Genomic DNA, 17,689 nt, shown 5'->3' with positions numbered 1-17,689 from the left:
TTTATTTTTATTTTTTAATTGAAAGACCATATTCATCTAATTGTTCTATTGTAACATCAGATGGCGCATTTGTAAGCAAATCAATTCCTTTTGCGTTTTTAGGAAATGCAATAACATCTCTAATTGATTTAGAATTAGTTAAAATCATTAATACTCTTTCAATTCCAAATGCTATACCATTGTGTGGCGGCAAACCATAGTCAAATGATTTCAAGAAAAAACCAAAACGATTTTTTTGTTCTTTTTCAGAGATTTTAAGAATATCAAACATTTTCTTCTGAATTAATGGATCATGAATTCTTATTGAACCTGAGCCTAACTCAAAACCATTTAAAACTAAATCATATGATTTTGCCCTTACTTTTTCATATTCTCCAGTTTCTAAATATTTGATAGTTTTTTCATCAAATTGAGTGAAGGCATGGTGTGCTGGTGCATAGGTTTTAGTTTCTTTATCAAATTCAAACATTGGTCAATTAACAATTCAGACGAAATTAAGTTTGCTACTGTCAGCTAAAGAATAAATTTCATTTAAAGTTGTTCTAATTGCACCCAATGATTTTAAAGCATCTTCATTGTCATTATTTGCCGAAATAATAGCAAATGGAGTTGTGAATTTTTTAATTTCCTCGCATTTATCTTTAAAAAAATTTGCGACCTTGTTCTTAGAATTGTTTATATCAATAATGTCTAAAGTTGTACCATTATTCTTTTTGAAAATCTCATTAATTATTTTAATATGCTCAGTAATATCACGGTCAAAAACTATTGCCTTAACAAATTCATTTTTATATTCTTTGCCAAGTTCACTACTGTAATCTTGAATTAAAAATTCAAATCTTGTATCAGGCTTGTCATTTCCATAATGATTCATTGAGTAATCAAAGTCCATTCTTGGAAAAGGAGTTTTAATTTCATATCCAAGCGGCAATAGGATTTCTTTTCACATTTGCTCACATAAATTAAATAATTCTTCTTGGTTGCTAAATGACATTTCGATGTCAAGTTGAGTAAATTCAGGTTGTCTATCTTTTCTTAGATCTTCATCCCGAAATACTCTAGCAATTTGGAAATATTTTTCCACTCCAGAAGCCATCAAAAGTTGTTTAAATAGTTGAGGCGATTGTGGCAGGGCAAAAAACTTACCTTTTCTTCTTGTTGGAACTAAATAATCTCTTGCTCCTTCAGGTGTTGATTTTGCAAGTATTGGAGTTTCAACTTCAATAAATCCATGTTTATCAAAGAAGTTTCTAATTGCCAAATTTAGTTGGTGTCTTAGTTTTAGATTTGACAACATTTTTTCTTCTCTTAAATCTAAAAATCGATATTCTAATCTTAAATCTTCATTCGGATTATTAATATTTTTGTTGCCGATTTCAAAAGGAATTTGCTTTGAAGAATTTAAAATTTCGTAACTTGAGACATATATTTCAATTTCTCCTGATTTTATTGCTAAATTTGCCTCAATTCTTTTTTTTACAATTCCTTTTACTTTTAAGCAACTTTCCTTTGTTAACTTAGGATCAGATATATTTTCTAATACTAGTTGAACAAGACCGCTAGAGTCACGCAGATCCATAAAAGTTTGCTGCTTAAATTTTCGTTTGTTGGCAATTCAACCAAAAAGTTCAACTTCTTGATTTAAATTCGATAGGTTTATTTCTCCGCAGTAATATTTTTTCATTTTCTACTCCAATTTCTCAACTTGTTTTTTAAAATCATCATTTCCTCTATAAACAATGTTTTTTTCAGCATTGAAGGTTTTGACTTTAATTTCATTATCCTTAAAATTTAATTCTTTAAAAATTAAATATCTAGGTTTATATTTATATTGTAATTTAAATAATTGCTTAATGCTAATTTTACTATTAATCAATTTAACTTGAAATGATTTTCTTAAATCATAGGCAATTTTAAGAATTTCATTTTCTTCTTCATTATTTAAAAAGGCAATTAAAACTAGATTTTCTTCATCTAATTCTGGATATTTTTCAAAATTATAACTAATAATTTCCATTAGTCTTTCAACACCGAAGGCAAAACCAATTGAGTCTAAGTTAGGCCCACCAAAAGAACTTATCATTCCATCATATCTTCCTCCGCCCAAGATTGTTGATTTACTACCTAGCGCCGCAGAATTTGATACAAATTCAAAAACAACATCATTATAATAATCTAAACCCCGGACTAGATATGGGTTGAGTGTATATTTAATTTCAAAATCATCAAGTTTTTTTAAAAGGCTATTAAAGTCTCTTAGCTCATCTTCAGAAAGATAGTCTATTAATTTTGGAGCATTTTTTACAAAATCTTTTTGTGATTCTTCTTTATCATCTAAAATTCTCAAAACATTTTTTTGCATTCTTTGCTTCGAGATATCTGATAACTGATCGGCATGTGCTGAAAAATAATCTTTTAGAACCTGAAGGTATTTAATTCGAGTTTTAGTTGAACCAAGATTATTGATTTCTAAAATAAAATCTTCAATTCTAAGTGAATGTAGAAAATCTTGCGCTAGTTTAATAATTTCAAAATTAGTATTAATGCTTCTATTTTCAATGATTTCAACACCGCCTTGGTTAAACTGACGGAAACGCCCTTTTTGGGGGCGTTCATGTCTAAACATTGGTCCAAAGTAAAATAATTTACTATTTTCTAGATTGTTAATTTTATTTTCAACATATGCTCTAATTGCTGAAGCAGTACCTTCTGGTCTTAGGGCAATTTCTTTGCCACCGTTATCTTTGAAATGGTACATCTCTTTTGAGACGATATCACTCATTTCTCCTGAGGATCTAATAAATAAATTAATATCTTCAATTATTGGTGTTTCGATAAAGTCAAAGTTATAATTTCTAGCAATTTTAAAAAAGGAAGCCTTAATATATTCTAAAATTAGTGCTTCTTTTTTAAAAATATCTTTTGTTCCTTTTAGTCTTTTAAACATTTAAACCCCTTTTAGACTAAATTGAAAAATCATTTATGCCAATAAAAGTTTGTTCTTCTATTTCTTCGGTTTTTCAATAGTTATTTTTTATTCTATTTTTCTTAATTTCGTATTTCTTAATATATAACAATCTTCAAATATTAGGTATTAAAAATATGTTTATTAAACTTACAGAAATAATGCCGAAACCTAGACTTAGAATAAAAGTAGGATTTAAATTGGTAATTAGAGGCAAGACAGCTGACATTAGGGCAATTGCCACAAAAATATTTAACATTTGTCTAAAGAAAACATCTTGTACATAAATCTTAAATAATTCATCAATTTTTTCTTTTTCGTAAATAAAGTTCTTAGTGTTTAAATCTTTTTTGAATTCTTCTTTTATTCTTTGTGAACTTATTGCAGAATCAACAACATTTAACATTGTTAGTAGTACCATCGTTCCAAAAATACTATTATTGATATTAGTGTATGTAATAATTGTAAATAGCATAACGAGAATAACAATAAATGCTTCTTTGACTAGTAGAATTACTCCTGATAGTAGTGAAAATCTCATGCTAAAGTATACGAATACTAGCGATAAAGAAGCAACTATAACAGCTATTAAAAAGCCAATATTAACTCCTAAATCTAAGATTCTAATTTCATTCATGGATTTTTCTAGCAATTCAACAGCATGTGGTAAATTTGTTGAATTTATTAAACCTGAAATATTTGAATTTGATCAAACTTCAACAAGATAAACTTCTGATCCAACAAGATTTGACATATTTTGAAGTAGAACATTAGCCTGAACTTGAGGATTCATTTTAGTAATATAATTTGCAATCTCTTGTGCTGAAGTTAAAGATAAGTTATTATTTAGTCCGCTTCCAAGAGTGTAGTAGTAATGATATTTAACTTCATTGTCTAAATTTAACCCATTTAATGGAGAACCTTTTACTCCCGCTACAATTCCTCAGATAACAACTGCCAAAATAGCAATGGCTGCAAAAATTATTGTGAAATATTTAGATTTCGAGATAAGATCAAATTTTGATATAAAAGTATACATTTTCTGGTTCTTGTAAACTAGTGGGGCAGAGTTTTTGTCAAATGTTTCAGTTTTGACAATACTCTTAAGCATTACAGTATTAATTATAACCGTAATAAATAACGCCAGTAATGATCCAATAAAAATTATAATGCCAAGCGTGTTAACATAAAGAAAACTAATAAATATAGCAATTATTGAACTAATAATTAAAATCGCCACACTATCAAGCCCAACAATGAATCCATGTTTTGCTAATTTGTTAATAGCTTTGTTAGCATTTGAACCTTCATTAACTTCTTTTTTAAAAATTGATAATTTATTATGAATAAGCTCAAAGACTACAAATATCATGAATATTACAGCAAAAGCAATAATTGGTGTTATTGAAATATTAAATGCCGTGATTATTGACAGAAACACGAAAATGAAGAAACCTAAAGATATTATTGATATAAAACCTAATAGTCTATATTTTGATATCAAGAATAAAGCAAATAATGAGAATAAAATTGCAATTACAATTAAATAACTATTTTTGTGGTTACTTTGATTAACATTGAAATAACTGTATTCTTTTATGAAGTTAAAAGGTAGGTATGAATAATTAATTGAATCGGCAATGGCCTCATCAGTTAGTCCATGCTCATTTCTATTGATTAAATAAAACGAAGATTCACTTTTATCAGGCGATAGCAGAGCTGCTGGATTTTCACTACTGATTAAATATTGTCTAGCATTGATTTCATTTAGTTTCAAAACCGGAGGTTTTACTTCAATGACTCTATTATTTTCATCTCGTTTTTCTTCCGAATTAACACTGTTGTTAATGTAAGCAAAATTAACTGGATTTTCTCCCGATTTTTTTCAATCTTCAGGAAATTTTTCCTTTGCTTCTTTAATAAAATCATGCAAGTTTAATCAGAAATAAACTTTCAATGATGGATCATTTGGATTACCGTTGTTATTATTATTGATAATATTTCTAAAAAAATATGCATTAGATAATTGAATAAATTGTTCTCAACCTATTCTATCTAATTTAACTTGAATTCTTTGTCTAACACCACCTCTATTATAAGTTGTAGCTGGATTTTCTAGTAGATTAACAGTATAATCTTCTGGTCCATCGTTAATAAAATCTTGTAGTGTTTTAGTAATTTGGTTGGGATTATTTGGATTAGGAGTCTGGGATATAAATAAACCTTTATAAAATAACGGATTACCTTTTTCATCGGTAATTGTTAGATATGGTTTATTAACTAAACTCGAAATTAGTTGATTAAGTTGTTCGTCGCTTTTAACATCATTGCCTGTAACAGATACCAATGAATCTGATAGTAATTTAAAAGAATAAGCGGATGCTAAAGCACTATTTTTGCTTTGAAGATATTTCTGTGTTAAATTTATAATATCACGTGAATTGGTAATAATATTTCGATTGTTAACACTATTAGCTTGAATTCTTAAACCGATTTTAGCATTTGATACTTTATCTACAGTTTGGTTACTTAATTTAGGTCCTAGATAAAAAATACTACCAAAAACAGTTGCCAATATCATGATAATTATAAAAATTATGTTTAAAAATCATCTAAACTTATTATTAATAAATTTTGCCTTTTTCATAGCATATAATTATACTAAAACTATTATTCTTTTTTTTAAATAAGTTTTTGCTCTTCTAAATATTTAATTCCAGCGTTTGTTATCCGCCGTCCCCGTGAGGACTTTTCTATTAGTTTATAAATCAAAAGTAAGGGTTCAATTTCACTTAAAATTGAACTTCTATCATCTTTAATAATCGATGAAATCGAATCTAAAGAAGCATATTTATTATAAAAAGTTTTATTGAGTGTTTTCAAATACTCAATTTGTGGCAAATACAAACCATATAAATATACATCTAAATAGTCAAACGCTGACTTGACAATGTCAATTGTTATAATTTTTTGCTTTTCATAAATACAAAAATCGTTGACCCTTTTTAGTAAATTATTAGCAATTCTTGGAGTTTGACGTGAATGTTTTGCTATGTATTCAATTGCTTCTTTGTCAATCTTAATTGAATTAGCAGAGGCAGATTGCTTAATAATTTTTTCGATTTCTTGATTAGAATACGGTTGTAATTTTCCGATGTATCCGAAACGGTCTTTTAGTGGTTTTGAAAGTAAGTTAAATTTTGTTGTTGCAGCGATTAAAGAAAATTTTTTTAGTTTTAAGCGCATAATTTTTTTATTTCCATCAACCCCTAAGGCAATATCAATGGCAAAATCTTCCATTGCTGAATAAAATAATTCCTCAACATTTTTATTCATGGCGTGAATCTCGTCAATAAATATTATGTCGTTTTCTTGAGCAGAAGAAAAGATTGTTAAAATGTCGCTTTTCTTTTCAATCATTGGTCCTTGAACATAAATAATATTAGTTTTAAATTCATTGGCAATAATTTTTGCTAAACTAGTTTTGCCTAGTCCGGGAGGACCATAAAATAGTATATGATCAATCATCGAATGCTGTTCATTCGCTGATGATATCATTATTTTTAGAATACTTGTAATTTTATTTTGTCCGATAAATTTGTCAAATGAATCAATTCTAAACTCTTGCTTCATTAATCTTGTTTCCTATAATTTTAATGGCCCTTTCAACACTTTCTTCGATATTTTCTGTAATGCTCATATTTTCAAGTGCGTATTTAATTTGTTGTGACTTGAATCCCAACATTTTCATTGTGTCCTCAAATTCTTTGGTATTGCTGCTATTAGCGACCTTGCCATTAAATTTAGAAATTTCTTCATCTGTCAATTTTGAAATAAATTTTTGATATTTATCTCGGTATGCAAAAATAATATTGTTTGCTAATTTTTGATTCACATAAGAAACTTCCATCAGTGCTTTTCTATCATCATTAGCGATGTAATTAATTACATTTTCTCATCCTAAATTTAGTAAGCTAATTGCGGTTTTTGGTCCAAGACCCTGTAGCGCAATTAAATCTTCAAAAATAACCAGTTCTTTAAAGCAATCAAATCCATATGTGATTTTTGTATATTCATTTACCACATCTGAAATAAAGATCTTTTTTACCTCTTCTTTTTTAAATCTTTGAATATCAGGAACATAAATAAGCTCTCCTTCGCCATTGTGATCCAATATTAAATAGTTAGTGCTTACATGCACAATTTTTCCATATAAATAAATTTTCATTTTTCTCTCCTAATTCATAGTTTATTTACTTTTTTTGTCTAATAATTTAAATTAAGAAAAAATTAAGAAATCAAAGAGAAACAACTATAAAAATGTTAAAATTACATTTATGAAAAATATTGAAGTAAATATTGAAATTAGTAAAAATTCAAGCATTAAATATGAATATGATCGTAAAAGCAAAAAGATAAAAGTGGATAGAATTTTAAGAGGAGAATTTACTTATCCCGCTAACTATGGATATATCTCTGAAGCTCTTGATTGAGATGGCGATGAACTTGATGTTTTAGTTTACTCACCAGAAACATTTCTACCTGGCACAGCACTAAATGCTAGAGTAGTGGGAGCAATGAAGATGATTGATTCAGGAGAAACTGATACAAAACTAATTGCTGTTCATGCCGATGATTATCGTTTGGATCACATTAAGAGTTTAAATGATATTGATCAAATGTGGCTTGTGAAGGTAAGAAACTTCTTTTCAACATATAAAGAATTCAAAGGCAAAAATCAAACACAAGTAACTGGCTTTGAAGATATTAAGTGAGCAGAACATGAATATTTAGAATGCTGTGAATTAATGAAAAAATATGGTGATTTAGATAAAGAAGAATTTATCTCTAAAATGAAAAAAGAACACCCAGAAAAATACATTTAATAAAATCTCCAAATGGGGGATTTTTTTAAATTAATTTTTACCTTAAGATAATATATATAATTTAATAAATAAAATCAAAAAATAAATAAGGTTAAAATATGAAAAAAGTAAAAAAATAATATCTTTTCTAATTCCAAGTGCACTAATTTTATCTGCTGCTAGCACTTTGTCATGTGTTATACCCAATAATAATAGCAATAATAATGATAATAGTAATGATCCTAGCAAAAATAAAGAAAATGAGAGTCCAAATCAAAATTCAATGTCTGAAAAAGAAAAATCTGACAGTCAGGGAAAAATTTCTAATCCAGAACCTAGCCCAGAAACTCCACAAAAAAATGGTGATGGCGGCAATAATAGTGGTGATAAAAAAGAAAATGATAAACAAATTGAGAGCAGAAATGAGAGCTATTATTGAACTTCAAGCTTAACTGAGATGCCTAAGCCGCTTTTTACGGAGGGCAAGGCTGCTGATAAGTTTGTGGGCTATGTGCTTAATATTGGTGCGCTAGAGATTAATAATCGCATTATTAGCACACAAGAAGCTAATAAGCGCTTTGAAGAGGCTAAGAAGCAATGAGAGATTATTAATAATGACTTCTTAGCATATGACGCGTCTTATCGACAAAAATATGGCAAAACAATATCAACAGATAAGATTGGTTATTTCAACAATGCTGAAGAACACTTTGAAACAAGAAAAAAAGCAGCAAAAACTAGAATAAGCTTTGAAAACTGAGTAGGTAATTTGCGTTATTTTTCTCATCAAAGGCAAAACACTAGTGATTTTAAACGTTTAAGTGATAATGATAAAAATTTTATTAGTGATTTAAATGCCGATTTTTGATTAGATTTTAGCTTAGTTAAAAAAGATGGACATAAGGCCCGAAACATTAATGTTATGGATGAATTTTTGGGTGATTATTTTAGCTTAATTGATTTGCTAAAAAGGGATTTAAGATTAAGTGATAGGTCATTAAATGAACAATTTAGTGATGAGACAAAAGAGGCTTTAAAAAATGTAATGAAGAATACTTTTCAATTTTTAGGAAAGACGAGAAGTATGTTTTTAGAATTTAAAGATGACGAAAAATTCTTTTTCGATTTAGCGGACTTTGCAGCTGAATATGACCCAGCTTGGAGATTTAATCGAATGATAAAGCTATTAAATGAGTTTTTGATGCCACTTGCAATTGCGACAAACACTTATGCGGTTGATAAGATTGAATTTTGATATGATAGGGCATTTAGAGATGAAAGAGAATGGTATCCTAAATACTTGTTTAATAAGTGAGATAATACAAACGGCCAAAGAGTGGGAGAGCTTAAAGAGTATAAAAGTCGTGATGAAGCGATTAAGGTGTGAAAAAGATTTGTCGCCAATAATGTTGGATTAGACATTTATTTTGGCGATATAGATAAAAAAGAAAATTAACTTGGTTTTTTAAAAAATAAATAATTATAAAAAATGTAGCATTAATTTATTTTAGTTAATGCGTGTTTTGTTTTTTTTATATTAATTGAAAAAAATATAAATTTTTTTTTATAATTTATAGCCACAACCTTTTAAATTGCAAATTAAGCCGCCCAAAGAAAAACAAAAATTGTAAAATATTAATATAAAAGGTTTAAAAATTAATTTATAAATTTGAAGAAAACATGAAAGGAAATTAATATGAAAAAACTCACAAAGATAATGATTTCAATTGGTTCAATCGCTAGTGTACTAACTGTACCATTAGTTGCAGCAGCATGCAACAATACAGACAAGCAACCAAAGCCCGACCCAAAGCCAGATGATCCTAAACCAGATCCAAATCCTAGTCCAGCGCCAACTCCAGAACCAATGCCAGATCCTAACCCAAAACCCGAACCAAGTCCAATGCCAGATCCGACACCAAATCCTGAGCCAGCCCCAAAGCCAAATCCAGAACCTAGCCCAACTCCAGATCCAAATCCTGACATGGATGATAAAAAAGATTCTGAAGTAATTATGTTAGATAAGGATCAAAAAGCTGAAGTAGTAAATATTTTTGAATTAGACAAAAATCTATTAGTATCGGAGAATTTGAACAAATTAGTGTTAAAACAAGCTAATAACATAAAAATAGAGAAAGTTTATGCTGATGCGTATAATGATTTAGAGGGTAGTCTTTCTATCTCGGTTCAAGGGTTATACAATGAAAAAAATTTTAGTTTTAATAATTATTTAATAAGTGATTTTCATAATCACAAAAAACTTGAAAGTTTTAAATTTTTCAAAATCTCGTTAAATAAAAATACATTAATAGAAAATAATAAAAATATTAATGATCTTTATTCATTAAGAGGTCAAGAAGTATTAAATTATTTAAATATTATGTCAAATGGAGTTTATTTAAATGATTTATTTAGTAATAAAATAATTGATTTAGATTTCATAAGTTTAAACAGAAGAAACAATAATGCAACATTTGCATTCAACTATTCATACAAAATAAAAGAAAATAGCGAAGAGCAAAAAACAAAAAAAATATTAATTAGTGGAACAAGAGTTATTCTCCCTAGTGATTCAGTTACAAATAAAGACATTTTAAATTATCTTCTAGATAGAAAAATAGTTATAAAAAATAATTATGACAAGACTTTTTTTGCTTCCGTTTTTGAAGGAAGATCAAACTCGGCAAAAAATTCTATTGTAAGTACTTTTTTCGATTTTGATGCAACTGAAAATCTTAAATATTTTCAAAAAAAAGGTGGTTTATCTATAGAAATTGATAATGTTAAATCAAATGACATTGAAGGAAGTCTTCTAATTTCTTATTATGTTACTTATGATTTAAATGATGTAAAAGATAGATCAAATACAAAAAATATTAAAGTAAATAATTTCCCTACCGCAAGAGATGATTTGGATATTAAAAAAGATTTCAACATAGAAATTACGGACATTACCAATAAAGAATTTAAAAATAATTTGAAAAATCTATACAATCAATATAATAATAATGATATAGATGGTGTAAAAATAGTGAGTCCCGAGGATCTAAAAAAATATTTTGGTTTTTCAAATGACTGAAATGTAATCACCGAAATCGATAATAAAGATCGTGATAGATTTACTTTAGATGACACAAATTCATTTTGAGAATTTAGATATAAAGGAAGAAAAATTCAAGGTAACTTAAACTTCGATAATGGCATAATAAAAGATCCCGTCTCAAATAAAGATAAAATTATATTTTCTTTACTACAAATTAAACCAAAAGAGGTTTCAAATATAAGAATTAACAAAGATAATACAACTATAACAGTTGACTTTGTATATGATATAAAATATTTCGTTTACAATGCAAACAATGTTAATTCTAAAGCAACAGAGGAAATTGTTGTTACTCAGAAAAAAACTATTACCTCAACAGTGGATAAACTTGGTTAATGCCAAGTTTTTATATAAATTTTTAATTCCTGAATTAAGAAGCAAATTTCCAATCTATTGACAAGCAATATCTTTCATTTTTGGTAATAATAATTATAAAATATATATGTATACAAGAAAATAAAGGTAAACATTTTACCAAAATAGTAAGGGTAAATAATTATGAAAAAAATCAAAAAAAGCACTATATGTACTAACACCCATTGCAATAAGTCTATCTTCAATGATAGCTGTTTCATGTATTGTTCCAAATAATTCAAATGGCAAAAAGGAAAAAGATCCTAATGATAAGGAAAATGGAACTAATAAAACCGATGCAGGCAAAGATCCTAATAAAAATGATAATTCACAAGCAGATCAAAGCACAAATCCATCTCCAAAGCTAGATGATAATAAAAATACCAATAACAACAAAAATCCAAATACTAATATTGATAGTGATAAAGAAAAAAATGACAATAAAATGCCACCAAAACCTAACACAGATAAAAAAGAAGATAACTCTTCGCCATCTCCAAATCCAGATGATGGAAAACAAGATGATGATAGCAAAAAACATGATATGAACAATGGCCAAGGCAAAGATAAAGAGGAAATGGATTCAAATCCTAAGCCTAATATAGATAAGAAAGATGAAAACACTAATCCATCTCCAGCACCAGATGATGATAAAAATAATAGTGATGGTCAAAAATCTGATATGGATGGAGATGCTGATAAAGAAAAAAATGATTCGGCAAAAGATAATGAAAATGCCAAACCAAGTCCAATGCCAGATGATCAAAAAAATAATGATGACGATAGAAAATCTGATATGGATGCTAATGACAAAGGTGATCAGAATCATAATCAAGACCAAAAACCTGATATGGATGACAAAAAAGAAGATCTTAATCCATCTCCGGCACCAAAACCAATCCCAGAAGATGAAAAAAATGATAAAAATAATCAAAAAAGAGATGAAGACAAAGGCGAAGAAAACAAAAAACCTATGCCACTTCCTAGACCTGACCAAGATGATATCAAAAAAAGAAGATGCTAAACCATTGGGTCCTATAAATTTGAATAAAGACCAAATAGACGAGGTTATTTCTCTCATAAGATTAGACAAAAACAAGCCTATTTCACTTAATTTAGAAAATTTTAAAAATACTTCATCAAGTAAAATTCAAATTAAAAATATTAAAATATTAAAATTCAATGATTTAACTGGAGAAATATTATTGTCAATTGACGGATTATTTGAAAATAGAGAATTCTCAATAAAGGAATCTAAGATAACGGATTTTAGAAAAATTATTATAAGCACAACAACAAATATTGATGCGTCAATAAACAAAAATAATTTAATTGAAAATCTTAAAAATATCGATGATTTAAAAAATCTTGAGGAATCAGAAATTTTAAAATATATAGATATCAAATATAACAATGTTTTAATTAATGACCTTCATAAAAAAAATTTAGCAAAAATAAAAAGTATAACTTTTATTCGTGGCTCTCTTTCATTAGATTTTAGTTTTAATTACAAAACCAAAGAGCTTAATGAACAAGAGAAATCATATACTGCGGAAATTAAGCAAAATAGAATATTAGTTAAAAACCTGAAAAGCGTAAATGCAAAAGAAGTATTGGATTATATTTTGGAAGAACAAAAAGTTAATATAAGTTCAATTAATCTTAGAACGTTTGCATCAATTTACAAATCTAAATGAAACACAGATAAGACTATCATTAATTATTTCTTTGATAGACCTCAATATAATGAAATAAAAAATAAGTATCTTGGCGGTAATGGGGATTTTTCACTTGATATTGTTGAAGTAAAATCAAATGACTTAACTGGAACCCTATTTTTATCATACAGGGTATCATATGAACATAATGATCAAACAATTATGAGTATGAACACCAAAAATGAAAATATAACAGGATTTTTAAAAATAAAAGATAATGACATTTTTAAAGATTATGGTAAAAGATTTTTATTAATCAATGATATATTTAATAATCTTTTTAAAAAAACATTAGAAAATTTATATAAGGAACAATATTTAAAAAAATCTGTTGATAAGGGCACAAATGAACTTGAAATAAGTGATGATATTATACAATACTTCAAATTTGAAAGATGAGACGTCTTTAAAAGAAGCTCTAATGGTTATGATCTTAAGGGGAAATATTCTTTTTGATTATTCAAACATGATGGTCTTGATTTGGCAATAAAGAAACTAAAAAAAGATACAATTTTAGAGGAACCTCTTACACATAAGGAATTATTGATAATAGAGGGAATATTTATTGAACCAGTAAAAATAAATATGACCTTGGTTGAAGATGATAAAAGATTTAACGTGAATTTCAAATACAAAATCACATTTATATTAAATAGTGATAATGATATATTTTCTGATAATTATGAAAAAATTGAAGTAATGGAAAGTACAAATTTATTTCTAAATATTTAATAAAAACCAAGAGAGGGAAAATTAACCTTCTCTTGATTTTTTTATAATGGTAGTGAAATGTCATTTAACAAATTATCTTTTTTAGCAATTTGCTCTAAAAGATCCTTGATTTTTAGTAAAAGAGTTCTGCCATCATCTTGAAATGATTTTTTTAATAAATTGAATTTATTATTTCAACTATTATCTCCTGATAAAATTTCATAGATTTTATTAAAGTTATTTTCATATTCAATGTGGTTAACATTATCAACAATATTAGGAAGTATTTTCTCAAATTCTGATTTGAAATCCTTAAGTTGCTTGGCATTGTGCTTCATTAATTCTTCATGTCATAGCCCCATTTCATACGTTAAATTTATAATAGCGTGTGAATGGTTATGCGAGTTTTTATCAGAATCAATGTTTATATTTTTCAAATTTTCAGCTTTAGTAATTCTTGATGGATCATAAATATGAGATTTTAGAAATAATCAAGCAGCATTAATACTTCTTTGCACTTCTCCTAAATTAATGTCAAATCCTAAGGTTCTTTTATCAATAACTTCAAGATGCTTAATAAATTCTTTTGATTCAAAAACTAAGTTAGTATCAGCCAGCACGGCATCAACATCTTGAAAAATTAATGTGTATTTGAAAAGAAAAATTCCAAACGGGTTACCTCTTAGAGTTTTAAGATCATTATTCAGTCATTTTTCATAGAATTTTGTAACAGCCTCTGAATTTTTTTTAATACTTTGCTCTCTTGCAAGTGAAATTAATTTATTTCTAAGAATTTCAACATTTCTTTTTAGTGGTAGATATTTAATACGATAATTTCGATAATTTTCTTTAGTTTTATTAAAAAGTTCGGTTGCATCTTCATTATATAATTTCAGTATTTGTTGAGGTAATGGGCTTTTGATTTCAATTTCTTGCTTTTCGTTGCTTTCAATATCTTCATCGTTGTCAAAATGTAGTTTTGGTTCTTTATCTTCATTTATATGGCTACTGCAGCTAACAGCAATTATTGGTAATGATGATAAAAGTGGTAATATGCCGAGTAGTAATTTCTTTTTCATGCTATTTTCCCCTCTCGATTCTATCAACTTCAAATAGTTTATTAAGCGGTTGACTGTAACCTTTGAAGCCATTTCAATATAGATAAACCGACTGATATTTTTTTTCATTTTCTGATTTAAACTTTAAATCATTATCGGAAGCAAATCCCATAAAATCTAATCTCAAATATACTCTTCCGAACTGTGATTGATCAGGAATAACATTTACATCAATTCTTTTTACGCCACTGTGAATTTTACCCTTTTCATTTTCTAAAGCATATGCTAGTAGATAGTTGTTAAAATAAGCTGCCAAAACTTTAACTTGAAATGAATCAGTGGTTAACTTTGCGGCTTCATAGTTACGACGGCTATCATTATCTCAATATGAAAATAGTTGCTCTAAATGTTCTCCAGCTTTTTCAAGTAAAATATGAAATGCTGTGTCAGTATCTTTGACTTTAATAAAATCACTAAGTTTAATTCCTTCTGGAGCCTCCTCAATTTTATTTTTATAACTAAAGATATCACTTACTTGAACATCTTCAGGTTTGACATTGTTAACAATCATCCCTTTTAAGCGGTGGCCATGGTCATCAAAATTTGAGCTTATTCAGGTAAAGTATTCAAAACTATTATCCCATCTTGTAACTTTCACGGTCGCTTCAATTAATTGGTTAGTGTTGAAGTAATTGTTAAAATTAAAATCAACAATCTGATATTCTTTATCCACTTTTTGTTTGTCTTTTGGAACTTCAATGTAGAAAAATTCATCTTTGAAATTTGAAAATAAATACATCAAGCCTTTTGCATTTCAGTAATCAATTGAGGTCGCTCCCTTAATGAAATAGTTAATATTATCAACAACATTTAAATATTTACCACCATTAATATAAAGAAGAGGATTGGAAATATAGTCAGTAAACAAAGGGTATTTAGTTTCCAGCTTTTGTCCAACACCAAATTTCTGAGCAGTGTTATAGTTTCTGAAATTATTAATATAGTACTTAATTGCTTTTTTGCCTTGAGGCATGATTGAATTATTATTCCAATCCAGAATATCATCAATCTCAAATTCAACATAATCAGTTGCACCTGAATATGATGTTCTAACTTTAGCCTTATTTCAATCGACAATGATTTTCTTAACATTAACATTAAACTTATTTAAATAAAGTTCTAGCAGTTCTAAAAATAACTTCTTTTGGTCATCTTGCTTCAATCATTCCTTTGCTTGAATATACTGAGTTTGAAATAATGAACTAAATAGTGTTCTTTCACGGTCTGAATTAACAATAAATCTTCGATTCATTATCGAAAAATTAATGTCAATGTCGCGAATAAAACGGAAAATAATCGTTTGAATATCAGAAAAATAAGGTTCTCCTGATTGATTATAATCATGTTGATTTTTTTCAGCTAAAACTGAAAATCATTCATCATTAAAACCATTTGCTGTATCGATTTGATCAAAGGTATATTCATTTAAAAAGTCGTCGATATTGCTTTGTTCATTACTTTCGATAATATTAAAGTTATTAAATTGGCTTAAAATTTGTTTTCATGAACTCTTGACAGGAAAGTCCAAATTGTATTTAACTTTTTCATTTTGATTTTTTATAAGCATTAATTGATTATTTTCAACCGCTGCTGAGTCAAAATATTGTTTTTTATCATTGTCATCATAGTAGTAAAAAATCTTCTCATTATTATGAAGTGATGCGATTTGGCCTAAACTTAGCCGATTTAAATAAACTCTCGAAATTTTTTTGATGTCTAAATAGCCTTGATCTTCACTTTTTTTCGTTACTGAACATGAAATAGCAGCGGGTAAAATCGCTGCAAATGGTGCTATTAGCATTAAGGGATATAGTCTTGTTTTTTTCATAATTTATATAATTTTATCATTTTTTATTGGCGTTAAATTAAAAAAATAATGTATAATTTGAAAAATATGAAGGAGTCAAACGATAATGTTTATTAGTACAGATATAATACCAAATCTATATTTATGTATATTTGTTAATCTTTTGATATACATAGCAATTTTGCTAGTAGCTCCTACAATTATTCTAGGTATTCTTTCATCTTTTAAAATGAAATCATCTAATAAAGGCAATATTTATTTATATGCTTTTTCAGCTGGAATGTTTTTAATGATTGGATCCGTCGGATTTTTGCAAGAAGCATTTACTAGAATGAAAAATAATCACAACTTATTTAATAGTGATTTAGAGTTTAATATATGAACCGCTATTATCATAGGATTGAGTTCCTTAATAGGATTGTCTATGGTAATTTTAGGTAGATTTTTATTTGTTAAAATCGTAAAAAAATCAAATGTAAATATTCACAATGATCACGCCGAGCACTCGCACTCAGATCACCTTATTTCAATTAAGGATGTGGACAATCCAAAAGCTGCGTGGTTAGCCATAATAATGATTTTAAGTCATCGGATTATTGATGGTATTTTTATAGGATATTCAATTTATTCACTCACACTAAGAGGAATTGGATATCGATCAGCCATTCCGCTTCTAATCTCTTTTAATATCCACATTGTTATTGAGGTAATCATTGTTTACTATCGTCAAATTCAATATGGAGAAAAAAAAGGAAAAGCTATTTTGTATAACTTTTTAACTTTTTTACTAATTATTCCATTTATGTTTATTGGAGCATTTTTAGGAAGACAATTTGATTTAACTAAATGAGTAACCCCAGCTTTATTTGCTATGGGTGGTTCAATTATTGTTTTTATGTCAGTTTTCGAACTTATCCCCGAATTTATTCATGCCAGAAATCAAAGTTCAAAAATACTTTATACAACCTTTTCAATCTTCGCATTAGCTATTGTTTTCACAGTCGTATTGCTAAGTTTTCACGGGCATGTCGCATAAATAAGCAAATGA

General features: G+C 27.6%; 13 protein-coding genes. 6 read left to right on the top strand and 7 right to left on the bottom strand.

Annotated features, from left to right (window positions below):
- Nucleotides 1-7: 7 nt before the first annotated feature.
- Genes aspS through ruvA form a run of 5 tightly spaced genes read right to left on the bottom strand, consistent with a single transcriptional unit; the run spans nt 8 to nt 7,193 of the window.
- Nucleotides 8-1,684 (bottom strand): aspartate--tRNA ligase, encoded by a 1,677-nt coding sequence (gene aspS / locus HGG64_RS02885; protein WP_169580451.1) that lies wholly within the window; start codon nt 1,682-1,684, stop codon nt 8-10.
- A gap of 3 nt (nt 1,685-1,687) precedes the next feature.
- Complete coding sequence (gene hisS, locus HGG64_RS02880) at nt 1,688-2,947, bottom strand: histidine--tRNA ligase (protein ID WP_169580450.1); 1,260 nt, start codon at nt 2,945-2,947, stop codon at nt 1,688-1,690.
- A 16-nt stretch (nt 2,948-2,963) separates the two neighbouring features.
- Nucleotides 2,964-5,612, bottom strand: coding sequence for a protein translocase subunit SecDF (secDF, locus tag HGG64_RS02875; RefSeq protein WP_169580449.1), 2,649 nt, complete (start codon nt 5,610-5,612; stop codon nt 2,964-2,966).
- Between the two features lie 35 nt (nt 5,613-5,647).
- Entirely contained in the window at nt 5,648-6,598 is a 951-nt protein-coding gene (gene ruvB / locus HGG64_RS02870) for a Holliday junction branch migration DNA helicase RuvB (RefSeq protein ID WP_169580448.1), read from the bottom strand.
- Complete coding sequence (ruvA, locus tag HGG64_RS02865) at nt 6,582-7,193, bottom strand: Holliday junction branch migration protein RuvA (RefSeq protein ID WP_169580447.1); 612 nt, start codon at nt 7,191-7,193, stop codon at nt 6,582-6,584. The genes ruvB and ruvA overlap by 17 nt, the downstream gene beginning before the upstream one ends.
- A gap of 109 nt (nt 7,194-7,302) precedes the next feature.
- On the opposite strand from ruvA, the gene HGG64_RS02860 reads away from it, so the two are divergent.
- From HGG64_RS02860 to HGG64_RS02840, 5 genes are all read left to right on the top strand, one after another.
- The gene (locus HGG64_RS02860) at nt 7,303-7,851 is read left to right on the top strand and encodes an inorganic diphosphatase (RefSeq protein ID WP_169580446.1); all 549 of its coding nucleotides are present in this window, start codon (nt 7,303-7,305) and stop codon (nt 7,849-7,851) included.
- A gap of 166 nt (nt 7,852-8,017) precedes the next feature.
- Entirely contained in the window at nt 8,018-9,286 is a 1,269-nt protein-coding gene (locus HGG64_RS02855; RefSeq protein ID WP_169580445.1) for a hypothetical protein, read from the top strand.
- 240 nt (nt 9,287-9,526) lie between these two features.
- Complete coding sequence (locus HGG64_RS03270; protein WP_169580444.1) at nt 9,527-11,269, top strand: variable surface lipoprotein; 1,743 nt, start codon at nt 9,527-9,529, stop codon at nt 11,267-11,269.
- A 223-nt stretch (nt 11,270-11,492) separates the two neighbouring features.
- Nucleotides 11,493-12,311 (top strand): putative sodium/potassium/calcium exchanger, encoded by an 819-nt coding sequence (locus tag HGG64_RS02845; RefSeq protein ID WP_169580443.1) that lies wholly within the window; start codon nt 11,493-11,495, stop codon nt 12,309-12,311.
- Nucleotides 12,286-13,737, top strand: a complete 1,452-nt coding sequence (locus HGG64_RS02840) for a hypothetical protein (RefSeq protein ID WP_169580442.1) — start codon at nt 12,286-12,288, stop codon at nt 13,735-13,737. The genes HGG64_RS02845 and HGG64_RS02840 overlap by 26 nt, the downstream gene beginning before the upstream one ends.
- Before the next feature lie 41 nt (nt 13,738-13,778).
- On the opposite strand, the gene HGG64_RS02835 is transcribed toward HGG64_RS02840, so the two are convergent.
- The gene (locus HGG64_RS02835; RefSeq protein WP_169580441.1) at nt 13,779-14,795 is read right to left on the bottom strand and encodes an HxHSH motif-containing lipoprotein; all 1,017 of its coding nucleotides are present in this window, start codon (nt 14,793-14,795) and stop codon (nt 13,779-13,781) included.
- A 1-nt stretch (nt 14,796) separates the two neighbouring features.
- Nucleotides 14,797-16,662, bottom strand: a complete 1,866-nt coding sequence (locus HGG64_RS02830; RefSeq protein WP_169580440.1) for an MAG3240 family lipoprotein — start codon at nt 16,660-16,662, stop codon at nt 14,797-14,799.
- A gap of 85 nt (nt 16,663-16,747) precedes the next feature.
- Between HGG64_RS02830 and HGG64_RS02825 the strand changes: the two genes are divergently transcribed.
- The gene (locus HGG64_RS02825; protein ID WP_169580439.1) at nt 16,748-17,677 is read left to right on the top strand and encodes a ZIP family metal transporter; all 930 of its coding nucleotides are present in this window, start codon (nt 16,748-16,750) and stop codon (nt 17,675-17,677) included.
- The last annotated feature ends 12 nt before the right edge of the window (nt 17,678-17,689 follow it).

Source organism: Mycoplasma phocoeninasale (assembly GCF_012934885.1).
Taxonomy (GTDB): Bacteria; Bacillota_I; Bacilli_A; order Mycoplasmatales; family Metamycoplasmataceae; genus Metamycoplasma; species Metamycoplasma phocoeninasale.
The sequence above is the reverse complement of the archived record's forward strand: the minus strand, read 5'-3'. Positions and strand labels throughout refer to the sequence as shown.